The organism is Mycolicibacter kumamotonensis (assembly GCF_002086285.1).
In the GTDB taxonomy this organism is placed as follows: domain Bacteria; phylum Actinomycetota; class Actinomycetes; order Mycobacteriales; family Mycobacteriaceae; genus Mycobacterium; species Mycobacterium kumamotonense.
In genome coordinates, this window is record NZ_MVHU01000012.1 from 70,432 (window position 1) to 86,402 (window position 15,971).

14 protein-coding genes are annotated in these 15,971 nt (G+C 67.1%); 10 read left to right on the top strand and 4 right to left on the bottom strand.

Annotated elements, in window-relative coordinates; all coding sequences use genetic code 11:
• Window positions 1–179 precede the first annotated feature (179 nt).
• Both BST28_RS10355 and BST28_RS10360 read left to right on the top strand, forming a co-directional pair.
• Complete coding sequence (locus tag BST28_RS10355; RefSeq protein WP_019734895.1) at window positions 180–1,571, top strand: nitrate/nitrite transporter; 1,392 nt, start codon at window positions 180–182, stop codon at window positions 1,569–1,571.
• Window positions 1,572–1,601: 30 nt separating this feature from the next.
• Window positions 1,602–2,738 carry a uroporphyrinogen-III synthase gene (locus tag BST28_RS10360; protein ID WP_019734896.1) on the top strand — a complete coding sequence of 379 codons (1,137 nt, stop codon included), beginning with the start codon at window positions 1,602–1,604 and terminating at the stop codon, window positions 2,736–2,738.
• 32 nt (window positions 2,739–2,770) lie between these two features.
• Here BST28_RS10360 and nirD read toward each other — a convergent pair whose 3' ends face one another.
• Window positions 2,771–3,172, bottom strand: a complete 402-nt coding sequence (nirD, locus tag BST28_RS10365; RefSeq protein ID WP_019734897.1) for a nitrite reductase small subunit NirD — start codon at window positions 3,170–3,172, stop codon at window positions 2,771–2,773.
• Complete coding sequence (gene nirB / locus BST28_RS10370) at window positions 3,169–5,736, bottom strand: nitrite reductase large subunit NirB (protein WP_019734898.1); 2,568 nt, start codon at window positions 5,734–5,736, stop codon at window positions 3,169–3,171. The genes nirD and nirB overlap by 4 nt, the downstream gene beginning before the upstream one ends.
• Window positions 5,737–5,954: 218 nt before the next feature.
• Between nirB and BST28_RS10375 the strand changes: the two genes are divergently transcribed.
• The 5 genes from BST28_RS10375 to BST28_RS10395 all read left to right on the top strand — a co-directional run bounded on the left by BST28_RS10375 (window position 5,955) and on the right by BST28_RS10395 (window position 10,503).
• On the top strand, window positions 5,955–6,422 hold the full coding sequence (locus tag BST28_RS10375; RefSeq protein WP_019734899.1) for an Hsp20/alpha crystallin family protein: 468 nt from the start codon (window positions 5,955–5,957) through the stop codon (window positions 6,420–6,422).
• A 167-nt stretch (window positions 6,423–6,589) separates the two neighbouring features.
• Window positions 6,590–6,886, top strand: a complete 297-nt coding sequence (locus tag BST28_RS10380) for an Rv0250c family protein (protein ID WP_019734900.1) — start codon at window positions 6,590–6,592, stop codon at window positions 6,884–6,886.
• Window positions 6,887–6,950: 64 nt separating this feature from the next.
• On the top strand, window positions 6,951–7,781 hold the full coding sequence (sdhC, locus tag BST28_RS10385) for a succinate dehydrogenase subunit SdhC (RefSeq protein WP_019734901.1): 831 nt from the start codon (window positions 6,951–6,953) through the stop codon (window positions 7,779–7,781).
• A 47-nt stretch (window positions 7,782–7,828) separates the two neighbouring features.
• The gene (locus BST28_RS10390; RefSeq protein ID WP_065287934.1) at window positions 7,829–9,748 is read left to right on the top strand and encodes a fumarate reductase/succinate dehydrogenase flavoprotein subunit; all 1,920 of its coding nucleotides are present in this window, start codon (window positions 7,829–7,831) and stop codon (window positions 9,746–9,748) included.
• Window positions 9,748–10,503, top strand: coding sequence for a succinate dehydrogenase/fumarate reductase iron-sulfur subunit (locus tag BST28_RS10395; protein ID WP_019738337.1), 756 nt, complete (start codon window positions 9,748–9,750; stop codon window positions 10,501–10,503). Before BST28_RS10390 ends, BST28_RS10395 begins: the two co-directional genes overlap by 1 nt.
• A gap of 8 nt (window positions 10,504–10,511) precedes the next feature.
• Here the strand turns inward: BST28_RS10395 and BST28_RS10400 are convergent, their stop codons facing one another.
• Both BST28_RS10400 and BST28_RS10405 read right to left on the bottom strand, forming a co-directional pair.
• Window positions 10,512–11,375 carry an inositol monophosphatase family protein gene (locus BST28_RS10400; RefSeq protein ID WP_019738338.1) on the bottom strand — a complete coding sequence of 288 codons (864 nt, stop codon included), beginning with the start codon at window positions 11,373–11,375 and terminating at the stop codon, window positions 10,512–10,514.
• Window positions 11,376–11,438: 63 nt separating this feature from the next.
• Window positions 11,439–11,924 (bottom strand): flavin reductase family protein, encoded by a 486-nt coding sequence (locus BST28_RS10405; protein WP_019738339.1) that lies wholly within the window; start codon window positions 11,922–11,924, stop codon window positions 11,439–11,441.
• 258 nt (window positions 11,925–12,182) lie between these two features.
• Here BST28_RS10405 and BST28_RS10410 point away from each other — a divergent pair, with 258 nt between their 5' ends.
• From BST28_RS10410 to BST28_RS10420, 3 genes are all read left to right on the top strand, one after another.
• A complete protein-coding gene (locus BST28_RS10410) occupies window positions 12,183–14,018 on the top strand; it encodes an acyl-CoA dehydrogenase (RefSeq protein WP_019738340.1) in 1,836 nt (611 codons plus the stop codon).
• Window positions 14,019–14,252: 234 nt separating this feature from the next.
• Complete coding sequence (locus BST28_RS10415; RefSeq protein ID WP_083080914.1) at window positions 14,253–15,221, top strand: GlxA family transcriptional regulator; 969 nt, start codon at window positions 14,253–14,255, stop codon at window positions 15,219–15,221.
• A 17-nt stretch (window positions 15,222–15,238) separates the two neighbouring features.
• Window positions 15,239–15,970: a DJ-1/PfpI family protein gene (locus BST28_RS10420; RefSeq protein ID WP_083080917.1), complete on the top strand. Its 732-nt coding sequence runs from the start codon at window positions 15,239–15,241 to the stop codon at window positions 15,968–15,970.
• Window position 15,971: the final 1 nt, after the last annotated feature.

Sequence of the window (15,971 nt, forward strand, 5' to 3'; positions counted from 1 at the left end):
CCCACCGGGCGAGCAGTCGTGGAATCACTCAAATACGGCTGTTGACGAGGGGATTCTCCCGGGAGCACGGGCGTTGTCCGGTCGAGTCTCACGCCCACCCCGGGCAACCGTGAGCAGAAGTTCACGGGGGGGACATCAGGTGCAGCTTTGCGGTAACGAAAGATTTCTACCGTGTTCCTATGCCTCGTTCACACGTCATCACTGATTGGGATCCCGAAGACACCGTGGCCTGGGCGGCCGGTAACGACAAGATCGCCCGGCGCAACCTGATCTGGTCGACCATCGCCGAACACGTCGGCTTCTCGATCTGGTCAATCTGGTCGGTGATGGTGCTGTTCATGCCCGAATCGGTGTACGGCTTCACCAGCGGGGACAAATTCCTGCTCGCGGCCACCGCTACCCTGGCCGGCGGCGGGTTGCGCATCCCGTATTCGATGGCCACCGCGAAGTTCGGCGGCCGGAACTGGACCATCTTCTCCGCGCTGGTCCTGTTGATCCCGACGGTGTCGATGATGGTTCTGTTGGCCCACCCGGGCCTACCGCTGTGGCCGTATCTGGCGTGCGCGGTGCTGACCGGTCTCGGGGGCGGGAATTTTGCGGCGTCGATGACCAACGTGAACGCCTTCTACCCCAACCGGCTCAAGGGCTCGGCGCTGGCGGTCAACGCCGGTGGTGGCAACCTCGGGGTGCCGCTGATTCAGCTGGTCGGCTTGGCGGTGCTGGCAACCGCGGGCAATCGCCAACCGCACTGGGTGTGCGCGATCTACTTGGTGTTCCTCGCGGTCACCGGGATCGGCGCGGCACTGTTCATGGATAACCTCGCCAATCACAAGGTCGACCTGACCGCGATGCGCTCGATCCTGCCTGCGGCCGACACGTGGATCATCGCGCTGCTCTACATCGGTACCTTCGGATCGTTCATCGGGTACTCGTTCGCTTTCGGCCAGGTGCTTCAGATCAGCTTCGTCGGCAGCGGCCAGAGTGCCGCGCAGGCCTCGCTGCACGCCGCTCAGATCGCCTTTCTCGGACCGCTGTTGGGGTCGGTGGCGCGCATCATCGGCGGGCGGGTCGCCGACCGCATCGGCGGTGGCCGGGTCACCCTGGCCGCCTTCGGCGGTATGTTCGCCGCCGCCGGGCTGCTCGCCGGTGTCAGCTTCCTCAACGATCACCGCAGCGGTCCCACGAGCAGCGCCACCATGGTCGGCTTTGTCATCGGCTTCGTAGCGTTGTTCATCGTCTCGGGGATCGGCAATGGTTCGGTGTACAAGATGATCCCGTCGGTCTTCGAGGCCCGCAGTCACGCACTGGGTCTCAACGAGAGCGAGCGCCAGCAGTGGTCCCGGGCCATGTCGGGTGCTCTGATCGGATTCGCCGGTGCCATCGGCGCGTTCGGCGGGGTCGGTATCAATCTGGCTCTGCGCCAGTCGTATCTGTCCAGCGGGTCGGCAACGGCGGCATTCTGGATCTTCCTGGCCGGCTATATCGTCGCCGCGGGCGTGACCTGGCTGAGGTACGTGCGCAGCCCGATCCTCACCGTGCAACCTGCCCGGGCTGCTCTGGCTCCGGCATAAAAGGTGGCCACCACCGCAGCGGGGATGCCCATGAGCCGGCTGAATCAGACGCCGCTGAGCGGCTACCGGGTGGCGGTGACCTCGTCGCGCCGTGCTGACGAGCTCTGCGCCATGCTGCGCCGGCACGGCGCGACGGTCTGCGCCGCGCCGGCGATCGCGATGATCGATTTGACCGATGATGACGAGCTACACCGTCGCACTGAGGAATTGATCGCAGAGCCACCTGACATTCTGGTCGTCACAACCGCAATCGGTTTCCGCGGCTGGATCGCCGCCGCCGAGGGATGGGGGCTCGTCGATGAGCTGATCGAGGCATTGCGATCAGCCCGCATCGTGGCACGTGGGCCGAAGGCCGTCGGCGCCTTGCGCGCGGCCGGGCTGCCCGAGGAGTGGTCCCCCCAATCCGAGTCGTCGTCGGCGATGCTCGGCTACCTGATGCAGGAAAACATCACCGGCTGCCGGATCGCGGTCCAGCTGCACGGTTCCACCAGCGGCTGTGATCCGATTCCGGAGCTGCTCGACCAACTCCGGTATGCGGGCGCCGATGTGGTGCCCATCAGGGTCTACCGGTGGCAGGCCGCCCGCCCGGGTGGAGAGTTCGACCAGTTGACCGCCGAGATCGCCCAGCGGCAGTTCGACGCCGTCAGCTTCACATCGGCCGCAGCCGTTCTGGCAACCCTGATGCGTGCCACCGAACTCGGCCTCTCCGATGAGTTGCTCGAGGCGCTGCGATCGGATGTGCACGCCATGTGCGTGGGTCCGGTGACTGCCCGGCCGCTGGCGGTACTGGGGGTACCCACCTCGTCCCCGCGGCGAATGCGCCTGGGTGCGCTGGCGCGCCATATCGTCGATCAGCTGCCCCGGTTGCGCACCCACACCGTGTATGCGGCCGGACACCGAATCGAGATCCGCAGCAGTTGCGTGATGGTCGACGGGGTGGCCAAGTCGTTGTCGCCCGCCGGAATGGCCACCCTGCGGGTGCTGGCCCACCACCCCGGCAGGGTGGTGTCACGCGATGATCTGCTGGATGCGTTGCCGGGCAACGGAAGTAACACTCACGCGGTGGAAACTGCGGTGCTGCGACTCCGAACCTCCCTGGGCGACAAGAACATCGTCGCCACCGTGGTCAAGCGCGGTTACCGGCTGGCAGTAGACTCGGCCGGCTGAGCCACCGCCCGGGCGGTGGCGCTCCGGTCGCGCTACGCGACGGCCCGTACGGTGGCGTCGGTCGAGCTGGAATGCCCGGGGGCGTCGGCGGTCCGGCCGATCTGCACGTAGCCGTCCACGATGCGGGTCGGGTACACCCGGACCGAGACGCGCGGGTCATCCAGGCAGCTTCCGTCGTCGAATGCGAAGGCCTGCTTCTTCAGCGGCGAGATGACCGACAGCCGGCCGCCGCGGTCACCGACGATCCCGCGCGACAACACCGCAGCATGGAAGAACGGGTCGACATTGCACAACGCGTGCACCGAGCCGTCGTCGAGCCGGAACAGCGCCGCCTGCTTGCCGTTGTCGAGCAGCACGCCCACGCCGAGGCCGGGAATCAGCTGGTCGTACCGGCAGGCGGTGGTCCATGCCTCAATGTTGTTGACGGTGATCATGATTCCTCCTCAACGCGCAGAACCGGGATGGGTAACGGGATCTTTCGGCCGTCGCGCTCGGTGAACGCGACGGTGGGGTCTTCAGCGTCGGGGGCGTTGACGAACGACACGAAGCGCGACAGCTTCTCCGGGTCGTCGAGCACCCCCTTCCATTCGTCGGTGTAGTTGTCGACGTGGCGGGCCATCGCCGCCTCGAACTCCTCGGCCAGGCCGAGTGAGTCCTCGCAGACGACCTGCCGGACGTGGTCGAGGCCGCCTTCGATCGACTCGATCCACGGGGCGGTGCGCTGCAGCCGATCGGCGGTGCGGATGTAGAACATCAGGAACCGGTCGATGTAGCGGAACACCGTCTCGGTGTCGAGGTCGCTGGCCAGCAACTGGGCGTGCTTGGGGCTCATCCCGCCGTTGCCGCCGACGTAGAGATTCCAGCCGACCTCGGTGGCGATGACGCCGACGTCCTTGGCGCGCGCCTCGGCGCACTCCCGGGCACAGCCGGAGACCCCCATCTTGATCTTGTGCGGCGCGCGCAGCCCGCGGTAGCGCAGCTCCAGGTCGACGGCCATCTTCACCGAGTCCTGCTGCCCGTACCGGCACCAGTCGCTTCCCACACAGCTCTTCACCGTGCGCAACGACTTGCCATACGCCTGGCCGGATTCCATGCCGGCGTCGACCAGCTTGCGCCAGATGGCCGGCAACTGATCCACCCGGGCGCCGAACATGTCGATGCGCTGTCCACCGGTGATCTTGGTGTAGAGACCGAACTCCTGGGCGATCTGGCCGATCAGGATCAGGTGCTCGGGCTTGATCTCGCCGCCGGGCACCCGCGGAACCACCGAGTAGCTGCCATTGCGCTGGATGTTGGCCAGGAAGTGGTCGTTGGAGTCCTGCAGCGCGGCCTGCTCGCGTTCCAGAATGTGCTCGGATCCGGTCGAGGCCAGGATGGACGCGACGGTCGGCTTGCAGATGTCGCAGCCGTATCCGCTGCCGAAGCGCTCCAGCAGTTCGGAGAAGGTGCGAATCCCGGTGACCTGAATGATCTGGAAGAGCTCGGCCCGCGATTGAGTGAAGTGCTCGCAGAGCGCCTTGGACTGCTCCACACCCTCGGCGATCAGCAGGTCCTTGAGCAGCGGGATGCAGGAGCCGCACGAGGTTCCGGCCTTGGTGCAGTTCTTGAGGGCCTGTACGTCATGGCAGCCGTTCCCGATCGCCTCGACGATGTCGCCCTTGCTGACGTTGTTGCAGGAGCAGATCTGCGCCGACGCGGGCAACGCGGTGATCCCCAGTGAGGTCTTGCCGCCGTCGCCGGAGCCGGCAGGGGCGATCAGATCCAGCGGGTCGCCGGGCAGCTCGACGCCGACCATCGGGCGCAGCACGCCGTAGGAGGAGGCGTCACCGACCAGAATGCCGCCGAGCAGCGTCTTGGCGTCGTCGGAGAGCACCAGCTTGGCGTAGGTGCGCTTCACCGGGTCGTTGATCACCACCGACAGCGAGTTCTCGGTGGCCCCCATCGCGTCGCCGAAGCTGGCCACGTCGACCCCGAGCAGCTTCAGCTTGGTGGACATGTCGGCCTCGCCGAACTCGGCAGCGCCCTCAAGCAGTCGGTCGGCGACCACTTCGGCACTGGTGTAGCCGGGTCCGACCAGGCCGTAGCAACAGCCCTCGATGGCAGCCACCTCACCGATCGCGTAGACGTCGGGATCGCTGGTCCGGCAGGACAAATCGGTCAGCACGCCGCCGCGCTCGGCGATCGTCAGGCCGGCCTCGCGGGCCAGTTCGTCACGCGGGCGCACCCCGGCCGCGAAGATCACCAGCCCGGTCTCGATCTCGTTGCCGTCCGAGAGTCGCACCCGCAGGGTGGGCGAGCCGTATTGGTGAGTCAGTTGCTCGATCGACTCGGTACCCACACCGACGTGCACCGCGATGCCCAGGTCGGAGATCATGCGGCTCAGCAGCATGCCACCGGCGTCGTCAAGTTGCTGCGGCATCAAGCGGGGGGCCATCTCGACGATGTGCGGCTGGATCCCGGAGCTTCGGAGCGCATTGGCGGCTTCCAGCCCGAGCAGTCCACCGCCGATCACGACGCCGGTGCGGGTGTGTCCGGCTTCGAGCATGCACTCGATGTCGGCGCGAATGCCGTCCAGGTCGTCCAGAGTGCGGTAGACGTGGCAACCGGGCAGGTCGTGGCCCGGAACCGGCGGAACGAACGCGCGAGACCCGGTCGCCAGCACCAGCGTGTCATAGCCGTAACGCTGCCCGTCGGCGGCGAGCACCGACTTGCCGGCCAAGTCGATCTCGGTGACTCGGGAACGCAACATCAGTCGCACGTGCTCGTCGCCGGCGTAGTCGTTGCCGGGCAGGGCCAGCCTGGATCGATCCCAGCCGTCGGTGTAGGAGGTCAGGCCAACCCGGTCGTACGCCGGTTCGGACTCCTCGGCGAGCACGGTGATCCGCCAGCTTCCACTGTCCGACCGGCTGCGCAGCGCCTCCACGAATCGGTGACCCACCATTCCGTGACCGACCACGACCAGGTCCCGGACCGCGCGAGGGGTTTCGATCGGGCTCATGTCGATGAGATTAGGAAGCCGATATTGCAGCAGTATCGCCATGCGTTACAAGCATGTGACGGTGTGCTCACGCGGCTATGAGGTGGGCCGCCAGGCCGTGCAGCTGTGGGGTCGTTCACTGTCGGCGAACACGGAACTTTAGCGTGGTCGACTCAAGTTCTACGCAGTGACGGGTCGGCATCCGACCGGCACCGCAGCAATCAACCGAGGAGACACCGATGAGCACCCTGACCCTGTGGCAACGTCCGTTCAACCGCCCCTTCAGCCCCGCTTTCGACACCGACCGGTGGGTCCGCGACTTCTTCGGCCCCGCCACGGCGAGCGACTGGCGGACTCCCTCGAACGGCTTCCACCCCGCCGCGGAGATCACCAAGGACGGTGACGACGCGGTGATCCGCCTGGAACTGCCCGGCATCGACGTGGACAAGGACGTCACCGTCGAGCTCGCCGACGGACGCGTGGTCGTCCACGGCGAACGTCGCGATGAGTACGCCGGCACCGACCCCGCCGACGCCAACCGCACGCTGCGGGAGGTGCGCTACGGCTCCTTCCGCCGCTCGTTCGCGGTCCCGGCGCATGTCACCGGCGACGCCGTCACGGCGTCTTACGACGCCGGCGTGCTGACCGTCCGGGTGGCCGGCGTCTACGCCGGCAGCGAGCCGCGACGGATCGCCATCACGAAGTAGGCGGTCAGCGGCGAGACCGCCCGGAAAACCCCCGCACACAGCGTGTGTGGGGGTTTTTCGTGCGCCGAACACGTCGCCCCGCCAACGTGATCTGTCTCACGTTCCGTTCTGGATGTGACTAGCATCGGGTGAACGTACTGTGATCCGTAACACCTGAGGAGGCACCGGTGTCTGGCACTAGCGAACTCGCCGAACTGCACAACCTGATTGGCGACCTGCGGCGCTGCGTGCTGGGTTTGAAGACCCGGTTCGGCGACATTCCCGGGATGCGCCGCATCGAAATGGACGCCGAGCGCATCCTCACCGACGTCCAACTCCTCGAATCCGACGCCGGCGAGCTCGACCTGCAGCGCTGGGCCGCCGAACGGGCCACGGAGAAGATCACCATCCCCGACACCGAATACGACAGCGAATTCTGGCGTGACGTCGACGACGAGGGCGTCGGCGGCCAGGGCAGGTACTGACACCCACCGGGTGCTGCTTGCAAAGGGGCGCCCTCCGACGAACTCCAGCCGAAGGGAATCCCAGATGAGCGCACCCGCCGTGAACCGTCCTGGCACCGGCGTCTTCTCGGCGACTCGCGCACGGATCGCGGATCGCACACTACGCACCGACCGCTGGTGGTTGTCGCCGCTTCGGGTGAACCTCGGGCTGAACCTGTTCATCCTCTACGCGACCGTCCGGTCCTTCTGGGGCAGCGCCTACTGGGTTGACCAGTACCACTACCTGACGCCGTTCTACTCGCCGTGCATCAGCGCCTCCTGCGTGCCCGGCTCCAGCCACCTCGGCGTCTGGTTGCCGGAGTTCCCACGCTGGATTCCGTTGGGGGCATTGGTATTGCCGTTCCTGCTGTGCTTCCGCCTCACCTGTTACTACTACCGCAAGGCCTATTACCGGGCCTACTGGCAGTCCCCGACAGCATGCGCGGTCCCCGAGCCCCGCGCGCACTACACCGGGGAGACCCGATTCCCGCTGATCATGCAGAACAGCCACCGCTACTTCTTCTACGCCGCCTTCGCCCTGGCCGCACTGAACACCTACGACGCGATCGTGGCGTTGCACTCCGACACCGGGCCGGGCGGATTCGGATTCGGGGTGGGCAATATCTTCCTGCTGGTCAACGTGGCGATGCTGTGGGCCTACACCGGCGGCTGCCATTCCTGCCGGCACGTGTTCGGCGGGCGCCTCAATCACTTCTCCAAACATCCGGTCCGCTACTGGTTCTGGACGAAGATCAGCTGGTTCAACGGCCGGCACATGCAATTCGCCTGGATCACCCTGGCCACGCTGGCCTTCACCGACCTCTACATCGCACTGGTGGCCAGCGGCACCATCACTGATTTCAGGTTCATCGGCTGAATCCCAGGGCCGACAACCGTATTCACACGAAGGGTAAGCGAGAATTCATGGTTGAAGTCGAACGGCACTCCTACGACGTGGTCGTGATCGGTGCCGGCGGCGCAGGCCTGCGCGCGGTGATCGAAGCCCGCCAGCAGGGTCTGAGCGTGGCGGTGGTGTGCAAGTCGCTGTTCGGCAAGGCGCACACCGTGATGGCCGAAGGCGGCTGCGCAGCGTCGATGGGCAATGTCAACGAACGGGACAACTGGCAGGTGCACTTCCGCGACACCATGCGCGGCGGAAAGTTCCTCAACAACTGGCGGATGGCCGAGCTGCACGCCAGGGAGGCGCCTGAGCGGGTCTGGGAGCTGGAGACGTACGGCGCGCTGTTCGACCGCACCCCCGACGGAAAGATCAACCAGCGCAACTTCGGCGGCCACACCTACCCGCGGTTGGCCCACGTCGGTGACCGCACCGGCCTGGAGCTCATCCGCACCATGCAGCAGAAGGTGGTCTCGCTGCAGCAGGACGATCACGCGGAGTTCGGTGACTACGAGGCCAAGATCAAGATCTTCCACGAGTGCACCATCACCGAATTGCTCAAAGACGAGTCCACCGGAGCTATTTCGGGCGCATTCGGATACTGGCGCGAAAGCGGCAAGTTCGTCGTGTTCGAGGCGCCCGCGGTGGTGCTGGCCACCGGAGGCATCGGCAAGTCGTTCAAGGTGACCTCAAACTCCTGGGAGTACACCGGTGACGGGCACGCCCTGGCGCTGCGGGCCGGCGCCTCGCTGATCAACATGGAGTTCGTCCAGTTCCATCCGACCGGGATGGTATGGCCGCCCAGCGTGAAGGGGATCCTGGTCACCGAGGGCGTGCGCGGCGACGGCGGGGTGCTCAAGAACTCCGACGGGACCCGGTTCATGTTCGACTACATCCCGCCGGTGTTCAAGGGCCAGTACGCCGAGACCGAGCAAGAAGCCGATCAGTGGCTCAAGGACAACGACTCGGCCCGCCGTACACCCGACCTGCTGCCCCGTGACGAGGTGGCCCGCGCCATCAACTCCGAGGTCAAGGCCGGACGCGGTTCGCCGCACGGCGGGGTGTTCCTCGACATCGCCTCACGGCTGACGCCGGAGGAGATCAAGCGCCGGCTGCCCTCGATGTACCACCAGTTCATGCAGCTGGCCGAGGTCGACATCACCAAGGACGCAATGGAAGTCGGCCCCACCTGCCACTACGTGATGGGCGGCATCGAAGTCGATCCGGACACCGGTGCCGCGGCGGTGCCCGGCCTGTTCGCCGCCGGCGAATGCTCCGGCGGGATGCACGGCTCCAACCGGCTGGGCGGCAACTCCCTGTCGGACCTGCTGGTGTTCGGCCGTCGCGCCGGTTTGGGCGCGGCGCAGTACGTGCAGGGTCTGGGCACTCGGCCGGCGGTGGCTCCGGCGGCGCTGGAGGCCGCCGCCGAGTTGGCACTGGCGCCGTTCAACGGGCCGGCCGGTGGCGGTACACCGGAGAACCCGTACACCTTGCACTCCGAGCTGCAACAGTCCATGAACGACCTGGTGGGCATCATCCGCAACGCCGGCGAGCTGGAGCAGGCCCTGGTCCGCCTTGAGGAGTTCAAGGCCCGGTTCGCGGCCGTCACCGTCGACGGCGGACGCCACTACAACCCGGGCTGGCATCTGGCCGTCGACTTGCGCAACATGCTGCTGGTCAGCGAGTGCGTGGCCAAAGCCGCGCTCCAACGCACCGAGAGTCGCGGCGGGCACACCCGCGATGACCACCCGGGGATGGACGCCAACTGGCGCAAGACCCTGCTGGCCTGCCGGGTGGCGGACCGCAGCGCCGTCCCCGACATCACCATCACCCCCGAGCCCCAGCCCGGGATGCGCGAGGACTTGCTGGAACTGTTCGAGATCTCCGAGCTGGAGAAGTACTACACCGACGAAGAACTGGCCCAACATCCGGGACGGAGAGCGTAATGACACACAACGCCCACCTGCGAGTCTGGCGAGGTGACGTTGACGGCGGTGGACTTCAGGATTTCGAGGTCGAGGTCAACGAGGGCGAGGTGGTGCTCGACGTCATCCACCGCCTGCAGGCCACCCAGACCCCGGACCTGGCGGTGCGCTGGAACTGCAAGGCCGGCAAGTGCGGATCGTGTTCGGCGGAGATCAACGGCTTCCCCCGGCTGATGTGTATGACGCGGATGTCGATGTTCGACCCGGCGGAAACGGTCACGGTGACCCCGGTGCGAACCTTCCCGGTGGTTCGCGACCTGGTCACCGACGTCTCGTTCAACTACGAGAAGGCCCGCGAGATGCCGGCGTTCAAACCCCCGGCGGATCTCAAACCCGGCGAGTATCGGATGCAGCAGGTCGATGTGGAGCGCTCCCAGGAGTTCCGCAAGTGCATCGAATGCTTCCTGTGCCAGAACGTCTGCCACGTCATCCGCGACCACGAGGAGAACAAGCCCCGGTTCGCCGGGCCACGGATGTTCATCCGGCTGGCGGAGTTGGACATGCACCCGCTGGACACCGCCGACCGCCGCGACTTCGCCCAGGACGACGCCGGCCTGGGGTTGTGCAACATCACCAAGTGCTGCACCGAGGTGTGCCCGGAGGGCATCAAGATCACCGACAACGCCATCATCCCCATGAAGGAGCGGGTGGTAGGTCACCGCTACGACCCGATCGCCTGGGCCGGCCGAAAGATCTTCCGCCGCAAGCCCGACTGAGCCCGGGACTACGCCGGGATCGGCGCCAGAGCACCCTCGCGCTGCAGCAGCGTGAGCAGTTCCTCGGCGATGCCAGGCGCCGCCGCGACGATCACACTCCCGTCGACCGGGCCGGGCAGCAGGACCCGCGCCCCCGCCTCGGCGGCGATCAGCGATCCGGCCGCGTGGTCCCACGTCTTGATGCCGTGTTCGTAGTATGCGTCCAGCCGGCCCGCGGCCACCATGCATAAATCCAGCGCCGCCGACCCGATCCTGCGCACATCGCGCACGGTCGGCAGCAGCCGCGCCAGCAACTCCGCCTGCGCCGCCCGTCGTCGGGGTGAATAGCCGAACCCGGTTCCGAGCAGTGCCACGGACACCTCGGCGACGTCGGTGCAGCGCAGCGCGGCGGTGCCGGCCCGGTCTTTCACCCGGGCTCCCAGCCCGCTGCCGGCCGAATAGATCCGGTCGCCGACCACGTCCGCCACGGCGCCGGCCACCGACGCGCCGCCGATCTGTGCGGCCACCGACACCGCGTAGGCCGGCACGTCATACATGAAGTTGACGGTGCCGTCGATGGGGTCGACCACCCAGGTGACCGCATCGGGATCCCGCCCGGATACGTCGCCGGAGCCGCCGCCTTCCTCGCCCAGCACCGCATCACCCGGGCGCAGCTGCGTCAGCCGCTCGCGAATGAAGTGCTCGGTCTCGGTGTCGACCACCGTCACCGGATCGGTCGGACTGCTTTTGGTCTGGATCAGGTCGTGGGCCGAGTCGACTCCCGCTGGACCGAACACCTCGGCGCGGCGGCGCCGCACGAATTCCGCCGCCTCGGCCACCAGCGTCTCGGCCGTGGACCGCAACTGCCCGGGGTCGCTACTGAGAGTCGCCATCCGCCCATCGCAACACATCCGCGGCGGCCATCGCATCCCCGCCGGCGCCGCATCGCAGCGCGGCTACTCGCCGAGCCGGCGAAAACCGCTGCGGTGAAACACGATCGGCGCGACCTCGGGATCCACCGTGACGTCGCAGACCCGCAGCACCACGATGGTGTGGTCACCGGCGGGAACCAGCTGTTCAACAGCGCTGGCCAGCCACACTCCGGTGCCCTTGATGAACACCGCGCCTTCGTTGGTCACCGTCTCCAGTCCGGCGAACCGGTCGCCGGTCTTGGCGGCCAGGGTCCGTGCCGCGATGTCATGGGCCTCGCCGAGCACGCTGATGCCCAGCCGGGGCGAGTCCTTGAGCTTCGGCCACGTCGTCGAGGTGTTCTGCACGCAGAACGACACCAGCGGCGGCTCCAGCGAGACCGGCACGAAGGTGCTGGCCGCGAGCCCCACCCGCACCCCGTCGACCTCGGCCGCGACCGCCACCACCCCGGACGGGAAATGGCCGAACGCCTCCCGTAACGACGATGGGCTCAGATTGCTCGCGGAACTCACGTGGGCATTCACCGGAACTCGTTCACCTCGTCGGATCTGGTCGCTGAAGAACCCTACCCGCCGCGCGGTGGCCTCGGCGGATCGACCGTAAACCGCCTCCTACCAGGTGAGACCAACCGGTTGGTTAATTAGGCAATGACATGTAGCTCACACTCGCTTGCACTGTGGGTTTCAACCGGTATATTTCAGGGCACGTTACTGGTGGGTAACTTAAGCCTGAGTACCCAACCGCAGGTGGCATTCCATGAGGAGGAAGTAGTGAGCCACTACAAGAGCAATGTGCGTGACCAGGTCTTCAACCTGTTCGAGGTATTCGGGCTGGACCAGGTCTTCGGCCAGGGCGAGTACGCCGACCTGGACGTCGACACCGCCTCGGAGATGCTCGGAGAGATGGTCCGGCTGGCCGAGGGTCCGATTGCTGACTCATTCGTCGAGGGCGACCGCAACCCGCCGGTGTTCGACCCCGCCACGCACACCGTGAAGCTGCCGGAGGCGTTCAAGAAGTCGGTGCGCGCCACGCTGGAGGCCGGCTGGGACAAGGTCGGTATCGCCGAGGAACTGGGCGGCATGGCGATGCCCAAGGCACTGATGTGGGCGCTGCACGAGCACATCCTCGGCGCCAACCCGGCGGTGTGGATGTACGCCGGCGGCGCCGGCTTCGCCAACATCTTCTTCCACGTGGCCACCGAAGAGCAGAAGAAGTGGGCCGTCATCGCCGCCGAGCGCGGCTGGGGCTCGACCATGGTGCTCACCGAGCCGGACGCCGGTTCGGATGTCGGCGCCGGGCGCACCAAGGCCGTCCAGCAGGACGACGGCTCGTGGCACATCGACGGCGTCAAGCGGTTCATCACCTCCGCTGACTCCGACGACCTGTTCGAGAACATCTTCCACCTGGTGCTGGCGCGTCCCGAGGGCGCCAAGCCGGGCACCAAGGGCCTGTCGCTGTTCTTCGTGCCGAAGTTCCTGTTCGACTTCGAGACCGGCGAGCTCGGTGAGCGCAACGGGGTGTTCGTCACCAACGTCGAGCACAAGATGGGCCTGAAGGTCTCGGCCACCTGTGAGCTCACCTTCGGCCAGCACGGCGTACCGGCCAAGGGCTGGCTGGTCGGCGAGGTGCACAACGGCATTGCGCAGATGTTCGACGTGATCGAGCAGGCGCGCATGATGGTCGGCACCAAGGCCATCGCCACCCTGTCCACCGGCTACCTCAACGCGCTGGAGTACGCCAAGGAGCGGGTGCAGGGCGCCGACCTGACTCAGATGACCGACAAGACCGCGCCGCGGGTGACCATCACCCACCACCCGGACGTCCGCCGATCGCTGATGACCCAGAAGGCCTACGCCGAGGGGTTGCGGGCGCTCTACCTCTACACCGCCACCTACCAGGACGCCGCGGTCGCCGAGGCGCTGCACGGGGTGGATGCCGAGCTGGCCGTCAAGGTCAACGACCTGATGCTGCCGATCGTCAAGGGGGTGGGCTCCGAGCAGGCCTACGCCAAGCTCACCGAGAGCCTGCAGACCCTGGGTGGTTCGGGCTTCCTGCAGGACTACCCGATCGAGCAGTACATCCGTGACGCCAAGATCGACTCGCTCTATGAGGGCACCACGGCGATTCAGGCGCAGGACTTCTTCTTCCGCAAGATCATCCGGGACAAGGGCGCCGCGCTGGCCCACGTCGCGGGCGAGATCGAGGCGTTCATCGCCAACGAGTCCGGCAACGGCCGGCTGAAGGCGGAGCGGGAGTTGCTGGCCACCGCGCTGGCCGACGTGCAGGGCATGGCGGCGACGCTGACCGGTTACCTGATGGCCGCGCAGGAGGACATCTCCAGCATCTACAAGGTGGGGCTGGGTTCGGTGCGGTTCCTGATGAGCGTCGGCGACCTGGTGATCGGCTGGCTGCTGACCCGCCACGCCGCGGTGGCCGTGGAGAAGCTCGACGCCGGTGTCGAGGGCGCCGACCGGGCCTTCTACGAGGGCAAGATCGCGGTGGCATCGTTCTTCACCAAGAACTTCCTGCCGCTGCTGACCAGCACGCGTTCGGTGATCGAGGCCATCGACAACGAGATCATGGAGCTCGACGAAGCGGCCTTCTAAGCCGTCACCACAGCACAGACCGCGCAGGCCTCCGGGGCGATCCCCTGGGGGCCTGTTGCCATGGCGGGCTGGGCGCCACCCGGGTGCCACCTGCCCCCCGGCGAGCAGACGCAGAATCGCACGATCCCGCGCCGGATAGTGCGATTCTGCGTCTGCTCGCGCAAAGAAAGCGTGTCCTGATTTGTGGGATACATGGCGTAGACGCCACGGTGCCGGGCAGCCGACACTGATGACGTGACACGCAAGGTCGTCATCCTCGGCTATCCGGGCATCCAATCGCTGGACGTCTTCGGGCCCTCGGAGGTGTTCGCCGGGGCATCGCTGGCACTGGCCGGCCAGGGCCGCGGAAAAGACGGCTACGAGATCACCGTGGCGAGCCCCGGCGGCCGGCCGATCGCCACCAGCAGCGGCCCGACCCTGGCGACCACCGCGCTGCCCGACCCCACCGAAGCCGTCGACGCGGTGGTGCTGCCCGGCGGCATCGGGGTCGACGCGGCCCGCGCCGACCCCGAGACCCTGGCGTGGATCCGCACCGCCGCGACCCACGCCAGACGGGTGATCAGCGTGTGCACCGGGGCCTTCCTGGCCGCATCGGCCGGCCTGCTCGACGACTGCCGCGCCACCACCCACTGGGCGTTCGCCGACGCACTGGCCGACGAATTCCCGGCGATCGACGTCGACCCGGAACCGATCTTTCTCCGCAGTTCGGAATCGGTGTGGACCGCCGCGGGTGTCACCGCCGGTATCGATCTGGCCCTGGCGTTGGTCGAAGAGGACCACGGCACCGAGCTGGCCCAGACGGTGGCCCGCTGGCTGGTGTTGTATCTGCGCCGGCCCGGCGGGCAGTCCCAGTTCGCGGCACCGGTCTGGCTGCCGCGGGCGCGGCGCGCGCCGATCCGCGCCGTACAGGAACTGATCGAGTCCGAACCGGCCGGCCCGCACCGTATTCCCGAGCTGGCTGCCCATGCCGCGATGAGCCCGCGGCACTTCACCCGGGTCTTCACCGACGAAGTCGGGCTCGCGCCCGGCGCCTACGTGGAGCGGGTGCGTACCGAGGCCGCGCGCCGGCAGCTCGAGGAGACCGATGACACCGTCGTCGCGATCGCCGGCCGCTGCGGCTTCGGCACTGCAGAAACCCTGCGCCGTACCTTCATCCGCCGGCTCGGGATCTCCCCCGACCACTACCGCAAAACATTCGCCTGACACCGGAAGGACAACGTATGCAGATCGCGATCGTGCTGTACCCAGGCTTCACCGCCCTGGACTTCATCGGCCCCTACGAGGTGCTGCGCTGGCTGCCGGACGCGCAGGTGCGGTTCGTCTGGCACGAGCCCGGACCGGTCACCGCCGATTCGGGAGTACTCGTCGTCGGAGCCACCCATTCGTTCGACGAAACACCGTCCCCCGACGTCATTGTGGTGCCCGGCGGCATGACGTCCATCGAGCACGCCCGCGACGAGAGGCTGCTGGACTGGGTGCGGCGAGCCCACTCGACGGCGACCTGGACGACATCGGTGTGCTCGGGGTCGATCATCCTGGCCGCCTCCGGGGTGCTGGCCGGCAAGCGGGCGACCTCACATTGGCTGGCGCTTCCGGCGCTGAAGACGTTCGGCGTCACCCCGGTCGGTGACGAACGCATCGTGCACTGCGGCGACGTCGTCACCTGCGCCGGCGTCTCGGCCGGCATCGACCTCGGGCTGTGGCTGGCCGGGCGGATCGGCGGCGAGGACCGCGCGAAGGTCATCCAATTGTCGTTGGAATACGATCCGCAGCCGCCGTTCGACTCCGGACACATGTCCAAGGCGTCGGCGAAGACCAAGGCTTCGGCTACCGCGCTGATGGCCAGGGATCTGGCCACCCCGACGCAGTTGAAGGCCTCCGCATTGCTGCTGTGGGACCGGGCCATCGGCGCCGCCCGCACCCGGCGGGGTCGGTCGCGCTCAGCCGTATAGA

Coding starts and splice junctions, on each gene's coding strand:
- BST28_RS10355 (WP_019734895.1), top strand. CDS start 180: ATGCCTCGTTCACACGTCATCACTGATTGGGATCCCGAAGACACCGTG.
- BST28_RS10360 (WP_019734896.1), top strand. CDS start 1,602: ATGAGCCGGCTGAATCAGACGCCGCTGAGCGGCTACCGGGTGGCGGTG.
- nirD (WP_019734897.1), bottom strand. CDS start 3,172: ATGATCACCGTCAACAACATTGAGGCATGGACCACCGCCTGCCGGTAC.
- nirB (WP_019734898.1), bottom strand. CDS start 5,736: ATGAGCCCGATCGAAACCCCTCGCGCGGTCCGGGACCTGGTCGTGGTC.
- BST28_RS10375 (WP_019734899.1), top strand. CDS start 5,955: ATGAGCACCCTGACCCTGTGGCAACGTCCGTTCAACCGCCCCTTCAGC.
- sdhC (WP_019734901.1), top strand. CDS start 6,951: ATGAGCGCACCCGCCGTGAACCGTCCTGGCACCGGCGTCTTCTCGGCG.
- BST28_RS10390 (WP_065287934.1), top strand. CDS start 7,829: ATGGTTGAAGTCGAACGGCACTCCTACGACGTGGTCGTGATCGGTGCC.
- BST28_RS10395 (WP_019738337.1), top strand. CDS start 9,748: ATGACACACAACGCCCACCTGCGAGTCTGGCGAGGTGACGTTGACGGC.
- BST28_RS10400 (WP_019738338.1), bottom strand. CDS start 11,375: ATGGCGACTCTCAGTAGCGACCCCGGGCAGTTGCGGTCCACGGCCGAG.
- BST28_RS10420 (WP_083080917.1), top strand. CDS start 15,239: ATGCAGATCGCGATCGTGCTGTACCCAGGCTTCACCGCCCTGGACTTC.